Below are 10133 nucleotides of genomic sequence, written 5' to 3'. Positions count from 1 at the left end.
GGGCATCCAGTCGGACGGGGCGATGGAGGTGCCGGTGGACTACGACGACGTCGGCTGGTTCTCAGGAGGCGGTGCGCCGGCGGGCGACGACCACTCCGGCCGCGCCGAGGGCGGCGACGGCTCCGAGGCCGGCCATCGCGGCGAGACCGGACGGGCCCGTGGCGTCGCTCCCGGCGGCGGTCGCGCCGCCACCGGTCTGGAGGCCGCCGACCGGCACCTGCGAGAGCTGGCCGCGGACGACGCCAGCCGAATACGAGGCCGTGTGGGAGTCGCCCGCGAAGGCGGCATCGGCCTCGAGGGCCTTCAGCGTGAATCCGGCGCCGGTGTCGGCCCCGTTCGCCTGGATGCCCGTGGTGAAGGGGCCCTGCAGGCAGCCGCTGCTGGTGCGGGGGCCGTCTCCGACCGGCGCGGGGTTCGGGAACGCGATGCGCGGCGGGCCCGCCTTGCCCAGGGCCGCCTGGTGGATGTGCGTCGCGGTCTTCGCGGGGCTCTGGTAGTCGCCGGTCACGCCGGTGAGGGTGATGTCGTAGCAGATGACGTCGAGGTCGCTGTTGACCCGGAAGGTCATCTCGCCCGTGGCGCCGGGCTGGCCGGGGGTCGCGGCGGAGTCGGCGTTCACGACCTGGTCGGGCGTCGCCATCACCGTGAAGGCGCTGGTGAAGGAGGACGGCTCGGCGACCTCGGTCTCGGCCTGGGCCGGCGCGGCGGCGAAGAAGGAGGCGGCGGCGACGGCGGTGATGCCGCCGAGGGAGAGCAGGCGGCGGCCGGCGCGGTTCCGCGCGGGGGACGTCTTCGTCATGGTGGAGCCTTTCGATCGCGAGCGCCGAGCGGGCCCGATGCAGGGAGTGCGGCCGGAAGCGGCGCAGCGTTCACTCGATCTGAGAGGATCTTCACGGAGACGGTCCTCGCCTCCGATGAACGCCGCCGCCGCCGCGGCCGTACCCCTTTCCGACGGACCACCGGTCCCGACGAGGAGGCGGTGTGGCGCGCACGGCGACGGCACGACGAGACGAAGGGCCCGCGATGCCGCGCGAGCACTCGGAGGTCCCGGCTCCGGTGGTGCGCCTCGAGCCCCGGACGGCGGGGTTCGACCCGGCCGCCGCCTTCGACGAGCACGGGTCCGCCCTGCTCGGCTTCGCGCTCAACGCCCTGCGCGACCGCGGCCTCGCCGAGGACTGCGTGCAGGAGACGTTCCTGCGCGCCTGGCGCTCGCGGGCGAGCTACTCCGCCGAGCGTGCCAGCACCCGCACCTGGCTCTTCGCCATCGCCCGCAACGTCGTCATCGACGTGCACCGCTCGCGTCAGCGCCTGCCGCGCCTGATCGAGGCCGAGGTTCTGGAGGAGGTGCCCGCGGAGGACCGCGACCCCCTCGAGCCGCTCGCGATCGCCGAGGCGCTCGCGCGGCTCTCCGCCGAGCACCGGCAGGTCGTCGTCGCCGTCCACCTGCACGGCGAGACCTACGCCGAGCTGTCGGCCGCCACGAGCGTGCCGGTCGCCACCCTGCGCAGCCGCGCCTTCTACGCTCTCCGAGCGCTCCGCGGTCACCTCGCGGGCGCCGGACCCACCGACGAGGAGAGATCGTGATCGACCGAGACCAGCCCGCCGGAGACGAGCCCGGCGGCCGCCGCGAGGAGCTCCTCGCGGCGGCCCTCGCCGGCGACCTCTCCGCCGAGGAGGCGCGGGAGTTCGAGAGCCTGCGCGCCGCCGACCCCTCGATCGACCCCGAGCTCGCGTCGTTCGGCGCGGTGGTCGACCGGGTCGGCGCGCTGGGCCGCTGGGAGGAGGCGGAGCCGTCGCCGGAGCTGCGGTCGCGCGTCGCGGCGCTCGCCGGGGAGCGGCCCGAGCGCGCTGCGAGCGTGCGTGCCTCGCGCCGCCGTGCCTCGCGCCGCCGTGCCCCGCGCCGCCGTGCCGTCCTGGCCGTCGCCGCGGCGGCCGCGCTCCTCGTCGTGGGCGGCGTCGCCGGAGCGGCCCTGCGGTCCGCCGAGGAGCGCCCCGTCGCGGGACCGCCCGGGACGCTCGGCGCCGTCGAGGCGATCGCCTTCGACGAGCGGACGGAGGGCGTGACGCTCGACGGCTCGCTGGTCGCGCACACCTGGGGCACCGAGACGATCCTCCGCGGGACAGGCTTCGCCCTCGGCGAGAGCTACGACCTCGTGCTGGTCACCGGCTCCGGCGAGCGGCTTCCGTCCGGCTCCTTCCTCGGCAGCTCCGCGGAGCTCGACTGCGAGATGAACGCGGCCGTCCTGCGCGAGTCCGTCGCCGCCGTCGAGATCACCGACGCCGGCGGCGCGCTCGTCGCCTCCGCCGCCCTCCCCGCCGTCACCTGAGAGCCGGCGGCGCAGGCTCGCGGCGCGGCTTCAGCTCGCTGACGAGCGTGCCCGCGACAATGAACCCCGCCCCGAGCAGGGCGAGCGCGGGGAGCCGGTCGCCGGCGAGGCGGCCGATCAGACCGGCCCAGACGGGCTCGGCGGAGTAGATGATCGTGGCGCGCGACGGCGAGACCGAGCGCTGAGCCCAGTTCATCGTCAGCTGGATCAGGCAGCTGCTCGCCCCGAGCGCGAGCGCGGGGATCAGCCAGGCCCACGAGAACGCCGGGACCGCCTCGCCCGCGAGGGGCATCGAGGCGAACCCGAGCGCGCCGGCGACCAGCAGCTGCACTACGGTCACCCGGCCGAGGTCCACCCGTCCGGCGACGAGGCCGATCAGGATGATCTCCGCCGCGATCGGCAGCGTGCTCACGATCGTCGCCACCTCGCCCGCTCCGAGCGCGACGCCCGGCTGCGGGCCCGCGATCAGGAGCAGTCCGACGAACGCCAGCGCGACGCCCACCAGCGTCAGCACGCCCGGGCGGCGACGGAACACGACCCACTGGAGCAGCGGCACCAGCGGCACGTACAGCGCGGTGAGGAACGCGGAGGTGCTGCTCGTGATCGTCTGCAGCCCGTAGCTCTGCAGGCCGTAGCCCGCGAAGATCATCACCCCGATCGCGACGCCGGCCGCGAGGTCGATCCGCCGCATCCCCCGGAGCGACCGGTGGAACACGACCGCGCTGATCAGCCCCGCGATGGCGAACCGCATCCCGACGAAGAACAGCGGCCCACTGTGCTCCATCGCGATGTGAACGGCGAGGAAGGTCCCGCCCCAGATCGCGGTGATGCCGATGAGCGCCCACTCCGGACGCGTGAAGCGGAGGCCCCGGAGAGGCGAGATGTGCATCATTCTGCACATCCTAGGAGCATCAGGGGCCTGTCGGTGCAGAATAGTGCGCATGTCGGCTCCCGTCCTCGCCCACCTGGGCGGCAACCTCCGTCTCGCGCGGCGCGGAGCCGGGTTGAGCCAGTCCGCGCTGGCGGCGCGCTCGGGCATCAGCCGGCGGACGATCGTCGCGGCCGAGGCCGGCGAGGCCAACATCTCGCTGACCGGAGTCGACCGCCTCGCGACCGCCCTCGGCACCACGTTCACTGCACTCGTCTCGGCCCCGGGATCCGCGCCCGCGGCGATCGACCAGGTCGCCTGGCGGGGAGCGGGCGAGGCGAGCGTCGCCGTCCTGCTCTCCTCCGTCCCCGCGCGCCGGGAGGCCCAGCTCTGGACCTGGACGCTCGGCCCCGGGGACCGCTACGACGCGCAGCCCGACCCCGAGGGGTGGCACGAGATCCTGCTCGTCACCGCCGGCGCGCTCCTCCTGGAGCGGGAGGGCGAGGAGCCCGTGCGGCTGGAGCCCGGACGGCACCTCGCCTTCCCGACCTCGCGGCACTACTCCTACGTGAACGCGGTGGATGCCGTCACGACGCTCGTCCGGATCGTGGTCGACTGACGGGTCGGCGCCTCAGGCCCGCGAGCGCAGGGTCTCGAGCAGCGCCGCGGGGGTCTCGGGGTCGTCGAGGCTGATCGCGAACTCGCGCGAGCGGTCCGTCGTCACCACCAGCCCCGGCCCGGCGTGCAGGATGACCGCCGAGCGGCCCGGCATCACCCGGTACCCCCAGCCGCCCCACTCCGACGGCCGCAGCTGGGCCGTGCCGGCCGAGGCGATGGTGTCGAGCGGGATGCGGCGCAGCGGGATGCCGAGGGCGGTCGTGACGACGCGGAGGCCGCGGCGGTCGGCGGTCACCCTCAGGCGGGAGAAGGAGAGGAGCACCAGCGCGACGACGCCGAGGACGACGGCCGTCGCGATCGCCGGACCGGTGGCGCCCGCCGCGGCGAGCGTCGCGAGGGAGAGGGCCGCGCCCGCCGCCGTGGCGATCGCGGCGACGGCGAACACCGGGCCCGTCAGCGTCTGCGACCAGGCGCCGGTCTCCTCCGCCGCCAGCGGCAGGCGGCCGGCGGCCAGGCGGGAGGCGCGCCGGGTGCCCGGAGCGATCAGCGCGGGCACGACGGCGAAGAGCATCCCTCCGAGCAGCGCGAGCAGCCACCCGCCGAGCTCCGCCCCCTCGGCGCGCCCGGCCGCGAGCGTCGTGCCGACCGAGGTCGCCCAGGCGGAGGCGCCCAGCCCGGCCACGAGGCCGAGGGTCGCCAGCAGGAGCCGCGGGGCGCGCCCGACGGCCGCCGCCACGACGCCCGCGACGGCCGGGAGCCCGGAGAGCACGAGGGCGATCGCGAGCAGGGCGCCCGTCGCCGCGGTCGCATCGGCCGCCCCGGTGCCCGACCAGTGCGAGGCGAGCTCCGCGGGCAGAGCGTCGTCCAGGACGAGGCGCGAGACGAGCACTCCGGCGGCGGGGAGCAGGAGGGACGCGGCGGCGAGGAGCTCGCGGCGGCGGTCGGCGGTGGCGGTCATGATCCGGTCCTCTCGATCAGGCGGACGAGCTCCGCCGGGGTGATGCCGCTGCGGCGGGCCTCCGCGAGCAGCTCGTCGACCAGGGCGGTGACGCGCACGAGCCCGGGCCCGGCCGATTCCGTGATCCATGCGCCGCGGCCCCGGCGCATCTGGAGGATCCCGTCGTCGCGCAGGGCGGCGTACGCGCGCAGCACGGTGTGCATGTTGATGCCGAGCGAGTCGGCGAGCTCGCGGGCGGGCGGCAGGCGGTCGCCCGCCGAGAGCTCGCCCCGGGCGACGGCCGAGCGCACCTGCGACTCCAGCTGGTCGGCGAGCGAGCCCGCCGCGGAGTGGTCGACCCGGAACAACATGTTCACAATGTTAGTAGAACAAGCAGTGCACCACCAGGCCCTCAGTGCAGCGCGAGCGACACCGCCAGCACCACCATCACGACCGCCACGGCCGCGTCGAGGATCCGCCAGGCTCCGCGGCTCCGGAACAGCGGCCGCAGCGCGCGCGCCCCGAAGCCGAGAGCGGTGAACCACAGCACGCTCCCGGCCGCCGCCCCCGCCCCGAACCACCAGCGCTCGGCGCCGTGCGTGTTCGCCACCGACCCGAGCAGCACGACCGTGTCGAGGTAGACGTGCGGGTTCAGCAGCGTCAGCGCCAGGCACGTGCCGATCGCCGTGCGGAGCGATGTCGAGGCGCCGGCCGGATCGCCGTCGAGGGTCCCCGGCCGCAGTGCGCGCCTCGCCGCCATCACCGCGTAGGCGAGGAGGAAGACGATGCCGCCCCAGCGGATCACCACCAGCAGCCACGGCGCCGACTCCAGGACCGCTCCGATCCCCGCGATCCCGAGCACGATCAGCGCGGCGTCGCAGAGCGCGCAGATCGCGACGACGGCGGGCACGTGCTCGCGGCGGAGGCCCTGGCGGAGCACGAAGGCGTTCTGCGCGCCGATCGCGATGATGAGCGAGAGGCCGAAGCCGAGGCCGGAGAGGGCGGCGAGGAGGGGGGACACGCTCCGACGCTAGGGCGGGGCGCTCCTGTAGACCAGCTCATGCTCCTTCAGTACCGTGAGCAGCACTGATGCTGACCGACGATCTCGACCTCTCCCGCCTGCGCGCGCTCGCCGCCTCCGTCCGGTACGGCTCCTTCGACGCCGCCGCCCGGGCCCTGCACATCACCCCCTCCGCCCTCAGCCAGCGGATCAAGGCGCTCGAGACCGCCGCCGGCCGCGTCCTGCTGGTGCGCTCGCGCCCGGTCGTCGCGACCGAGGCCGGTGCGGGGCTCCTCCGCCTCGCCCGCCAGATCGAGCTCCTCGCCGACGACGCCGTCCGCTCGCTCGGCGGCGAGGACGCGGAGGGGGCGGGCCCGGTCGTCCTCCCGCTCGCCGTCAACGCCGACTCCCTGGCCACCTGGGTGCTGCCCGCGCTCGCCTCCGTCCCCGGCGTCGTGGTGGAGCTGCACCGCGAGGACCAGGCGCACACCACCGCGTTCCTCCGCGACGGCACCGTGCTGGCGGCCGTCACCGGAGAGTCGGAGGCGGTGCTCGGCTGCACCGTCGCGCCGCTCGGAGTGATGCGGTACCGCGCCATGGCCTCGCCTGCGTTCGCCGAGCGCTGGTTCCCGGACGGGGGCACGGCCGGCCTCGCGAGCGCTCCGGTGGTCGTCTTCGACGAGAAGGACCGCCTGCAGGACGACTTCCTCCGAGCCGCCGGCGTCGAGGGCCGCCCGCCGCAGCACCGCGTCCCCGGATCGACCGACTTCGAGCGGGCCGTGCGCCTGGGCATGGGGTGGGGGATGCTGCCCGAGCTGCAGGCCCCGGTCGGCGGCGAGGGCCTGGTCGAGCTGGGCGGCGACCCCGTCGACGTCCCCCTCTACTGGCAGCAGTGGGCCCTGCACACGCCCGCCCTCGACGCGGTCGCCGCGGCCGTCTCCGCCGCCGCGCGCGCGTCCCTCCGCTGAAGGCGCGGCTCAGACCGCGAACACGTCGCGGAGGGTCACCGTCTCGAGCGAGCGCTCGCGGAGGATGTCGACGAGCCGCGCGTAGACCTGCGTCACCGGATCGAAGTTGGCGTGCCCGATCACGATGTGCTGCGGCAGGAACCACTGGTCCGCGAAGCCGACCACCTGCTCCGGCGTGATCCGCCCCGAGTCCGAGAGCGAGCCGTACCAGAGCACCGTCGCCGTGTAGCCGATCGCCGCCGCGGCGGCCCGGCTCCGCTCGTCCGTGTAGCCGAACGGCGGCCGGTAGAAGGGCGCCGCCTCCACCCCGTAGGTCGAGCGGATGAAGTCGCCGTTGCGGCCCAGCTCCTCCTGCACGCCGTCGCTCGAGAGGCTCGTCAGGTCGGCGTGCGACCAGGTGTGGTTCGCGAGCTGCACCTGCCCCGAGGCGACGAGCGGAGCCAGCAGCGGCGCGTTCACGGTCCACGAGTCGTACTTCCCGTTGAGGAAGAAGGTCAGCCGGGTGCCGGTGTCGCGGGCGAACTGCGCGTAGGCGGCGACCACGTCGGAGTCCGCGCCGTCGTCGACGGTCCAGGCGAGCGTGCTCCCCTCGCCGGGCAGCTCCGAGATCGTGCCGGAGGGCAGCGGCGCCTTCCGCCGCACCGGAGTCGCCGCGGCGGTCATGGTCGGCACGGGGCGGGGAGGGGTCGGGACGGCCGTCGGAGCGGCGGACGGCAGCACCGCCGCCGGCGCCGTGCTCGGCGGGAGCGCCGCGGGAGCGGGCCGGGCGGGCGTGCACCCCGTCAGCGCGACCGCCGAGGAGGCGATCCCCAGCAGCAGCGCGCGTCGCTTCAACCGGTCCACGGGCCCCCCTCGCGAGCCCCGTCCCCCGGAGCGTCCCCGCGACCGTAGCGGTCGGGGAGGGAACGGGCAACGCGGCGCGACACCCCTCCCTCCCCGCAGCCTCTACCGGAAGGTGCGCCTGACCGCGTTGTTCGCCGGCGTGGGATCGGCGGCGGCGGTCGACACCCTGGCGTCGATCGTCGTGGCGGCCGGCCGGTCGACGAGCGTCACCGAGTAGGTGGTGCTCCGCCCGGCCGAGACGCTCGGCGCGGTCCAGGTGAGGACCGTCGTGCCCGCGGCCGAGCCCTTCGTCTGCACGGCGCCGGGCGCACTCGCCACCGTTCCGCTGACGACGACCCGGGTGGTCGTCGTCGCCGCGTCCCGGGTGCCGGTGTTCCGGACGGTGATCGTGCCCGAGAGGGGCGCCGTCGCCGCCAGTCCCGGCGCCGGCGCCAGCGTCAGTGTGAGGTCGGCGCGGGTGGAGGACTTCACCTGCAGCGACTGCGTCACCGAGGTCGCGGCGAGCCACGCGGAGTCGCCCGCCTGCGTGGCCCGGACGGTGCAGCTCGCCGCGCCCGTCAGCCGCACCGTCGCCGTGCCCGCGCCGGTGGCGGTCAGCGTGCAGCTGCCGCTCGCGTACAGCTTCACGGGCAGACCGGAGGAGGCGGTGGCCGCGACCGGGTAGGCGATCCCCTTCTCGGGCGAGGACGGCATCGCGGTCGAGAAGGCGACCTTCTGCGCCTTCTTCTTCTGCGGGACGACCGCGGTGACCGCGATCGACTGGGTCGCCCGGGGAGCCGCGTCGTGCGAGGCGTCGCCGGCCTGATCCGCGGTGACCGTGCAGGTGCCGGATCCGCTGAAGGTCACGACGCCGCTCGCGAGCGAGCACGCGCCCGTGGCGCCGATCGTGACCGGCAGACCGGAGGAGCCGCCCGCCGCGGTCGGCGTGTAGCGGCCGCCCGCGGTCGCCGTGCTCGGAGCCGCGGAGGTGAAGGCGACCGTCTGCAGCGCCTTGCCGATCGGGAACGTCCGGACGACCTGCTCCGCGGGCGCGTGAGCGTCGTCGCCGGCCTGATCCAGCGTCAGCGTGCAGGTGCCGACGGAGTCGTAGGACACCGTGCCGTCCTCTCCCAGCGAGCAGGAGTCGGAGGCGTCCAGCACAGGGTCGGCGCTCGACGGGCCGCGGACGATCGACGGGGTCCAGGAGCCGCCGATCCGGGCGTCCGTCGGAGCGGCGTCGCGGAACGTCACCGCTCCCGCTGCCGCGCCGACCTCCACCGACTGCGAGATCCGCGGAGCCGCCGAGTGGCGCTCGTCCCCGGCCTGGTCCGCGGTCACCGTGCAGGTGCCGGAGCGGGTGAAGGACACGACCCCGCCCGCTACCGTGCAGGACCCGGCCGCTCCGAGCACCACGGGGGCGCTCGACGCGCCGGCCGTCACGACGGGCGTGTAGGAGCCCCCCGCGACCGCCGCGTCGGGGACCGGCGAGGCGAACGCCAGCGTCTGGCCGAGGGCGCCGATCGCGAAGGTGCGGACGGCCTGCGGAGCGGCGCCGTACCGCGAGTCGCCCGCCTGGTCGAGCGTCAGCGTGCAGGTGCCGACGGAGTCGTAGGACACGACTCCCGCGGCCGCCGAGCATGCTCCGGAGGCGGTCAGCACCGGACGCGCCGTGGAGGGCCCGGCGATGATCCGCGGGGTGGTCGTCCCGCCGACCGTCGCGCCGGTCGGCGCGTTGCCGCCGAAGGAGACGGTGCCCGCGAGCAGTCCGACCGCGATCACCTGCGAGGCCCGCTCCGCCGCGTCGTACCGGGCGTCGCCCGTCTGGTCGGCGGTCACCGTGCAGGTGCCCGATCCGGTGAAGGCGACGACCCCGTTGGTGAGCGTGCAGGACCCGGAGGCTCCGAGCACCACGGGCCGCCCGGAGGCTCCTCCGGTCGCTGTCGGGCGGTAGGTGCCGCCGGCGAGCGCCGAGTCCGGCGCCTGCGAGGTGAAGGCCACGGTCTGCGAGGTCCGGGTGATCTCGAAGCTGCGCACGGCCGTCGGCGCTGCGCTGTGGCGGATGTCGCCCGCCTGGTCCAGCGTCAGCGTGCAGGTGCCGGCGGAGTCGTAGGAGACCAGTCGGAAGGGCCCGACGGAGCAGGCGCCGGAGGCCGTCAGCACCGGGGGAGCACTGGACGGGCCGGCGACGACCGCGGCCGTCGAGGAGCCCCCGACCCGGGCCTCGGCCGGAGCATCGCCGCCGAACGCGACGGTGCCCGCGAGCTGCGTGACCGCGACGGTCTGCGAGGCCTGCGCCGCCGCGGCGTAGCGCCCGTCGCCCGCCTGGTCCGCCGTGACGGTGCAGGTGCCGCTGCCGGCGAAGGTGACGACGCCGTCGGCGAGCGTGCAGGCGCCGGTCGCTCCGATCGTCACGGGGAGCCCGGACGCGCCGCCCGTCGCGGTCGGAGTGAGCGTGTCGCCGGACGTGGCCGTCGACGGCGCGGTCGAGGTGAAGGCGACGGTCTGCGCGATCGCGGTGATCTCGAAGGTCTGGACCGCCCGCGCGGTGCCGTAGGTGGCGTCGCGGTAGTGGATCGCCGTCAGCGTGCAGGTG

At 75.5% G+C, this 10133-nt stretch carries 11 protein-coding genes; 4 read left to right on the top strand and 7 right to left on the bottom strand.

Going from position 1 to position 10133, the window contains the following annotated elements:
- Positions 1–61: 61 nt before the first annotated feature.
- Positions 62–799 carry a CHRD domain-containing protein gene (locus tag C5C74_RS16140; protein ID WP_104351886.1) on the bottom strand — a complete coding sequence of 246 codons (738 nt, stop codon included), beginning with the start codon at positions 797–799 and terminating at the stop codon, positions 62–64.
- 224 nt (positions 800–1023) lie between these two features.
- On the opposite strand from C5C74_RS16140, the gene C5C74_RS16135 reads away from it, so the two are divergent.
- Together C5C74_RS16135 and C5C74_RS16130 are read left to right on the top strand one after the other, a co-directional pair.
- Complete coding sequence (locus C5C74_RS16135; RefSeq protein ID WP_104349386.1) at positions 1024–1584, top strand: sigma-70 family RNA polymerase sigma factor; 561 nt, start codon at positions 1024–1026, stop codon at positions 1582–1584.
- Positions 1581–2327 (top strand): anti-sigma factor domain-containing protein, encoded by a 747-nt coding sequence (locus tag C5C74_RS16130; RefSeq protein ID WP_104351885.1) that lies wholly within the window; start codon positions 1581–1583, stop codon positions 2325–2327. Before C5C74_RS16135 ends, C5C74_RS16130 begins: the two co-directional genes overlap by 4 nt.
- Here the strand turns inward: C5C74_RS16130 and C5C74_RS16125 are convergent.
- Positions 2320–3219: a DMT family transporter gene (locus tag C5C74_RS16125; protein WP_258063527.1), complete on the bottom strand. Its 900-nt coding sequence runs from the start codon at positions 3217–3219 to the stop codon at positions 2320–2322. The genes C5C74_RS16130 and C5C74_RS16125 overlap by 8 nt on opposite strands.
- A 49-nt stretch (positions 3220–3268) precedes the next feature.
- Between C5C74_RS16125 and C5C74_RS16120 the strand changes: the two genes are divergently transcribed.
- Positions 3269–3814: a helix-turn-helix domain-containing protein gene (locus C5C74_RS16120; protein WP_104227343.1), complete on the top strand. Its 546-nt coding sequence runs from the start codon at positions 3269–3271 to the stop codon at positions 3812–3814.
- A gap of 12 nt (positions 3815–3826) precedes the next feature.
- Here the strand turns inward: C5C74_RS16120 and C5C74_RS16115 are convergent, their stop codons facing one another.
- From C5C74_RS16115 to C5C74_RS16105, 3 genes are read right to left on the bottom strand one after another with little or no spacing between them, the layout of a single operon-like run.
- On the bottom strand, positions 3827–4771 hold the full coding sequence (locus tag C5C74_RS16115) for a hypothetical protein (protein WP_104267988.1): 945 nt from the start codon (positions 4769–4771) through the stop codon (positions 3827–3829).
- Positions 4768–5121 carry a GntR family transcriptional regulator gene (locus C5C74_RS16110; RefSeq protein WP_104225158.1) on the bottom strand — a complete coding sequence of 118 codons (354 nt, stop codon included), beginning with the start codon at positions 5119–5121 and terminating at the stop codon, positions 4768–4770. The genes C5C74_RS16115 and C5C74_RS16110 overlap by 4 nt, the downstream gene beginning before the upstream one ends.
- A gap of 41 nt (positions 5122–5162) precedes the next feature.
- Positions 5163–5771: a LysE/ArgO family amino acid transporter gene (locus C5C74_RS16105; RefSeq protein ID WP_104239556.1), complete on the bottom strand. Its 609-nt coding sequence runs from the start codon at positions 5769–5771 to the stop codon at positions 5163–5165.
- Between the two features lie 68 nt (positions 5772–5839).
- Here C5C74_RS16105 and C5C74_RS16100 point away from each other — a divergent pair, with 68 nt between their 5' ends.
- On the top strand, positions 5840–6718 hold the full coding sequence (locus C5C74_RS16100) for a LysR family transcriptional regulator ArgP (protein WP_104351883.1): 879 nt from the start codon (positions 5840–5842) through the stop codon (positions 6716–6718).
- Positions 6719–6727: 9 nt separating this feature from the next.
- Here the strand turns inward: C5C74_RS16100 and C5C74_RS16095 are convergent, their stop codons facing one another.
- Together C5C74_RS16095 and C5C74_RS17575 are read right to left on the bottom strand one after the other, a co-directional pair.
- Entirely contained in the window at positions 6728–7561 is an 834-nt protein-coding gene (locus C5C74_RS16095; protein WP_219813500.1) for a polysaccharide deacetylase family protein, read from the bottom strand.
- Between the two features lie 102 nt (positions 7562–7663).
- On the bottom strand, positions 7664–10133 hold a 2470-nt coding region (locus C5C74_RS17575), incomplete at its 5' end, for a hypothetical protein (RefSeq protein WP_219813499.1).

It is taken from the genome of Rathayibacter sp. AY1E8, from assembly GCF_002931415.1.
Lineage (GTDB): Bacteria > Actinomycetota > Actinomycetes > Actinomycetales > Microbacteriaceae > Rathayibacter.
This window is presented reverse-complemented; position numbering and strand designations above follow the sequence as displayed.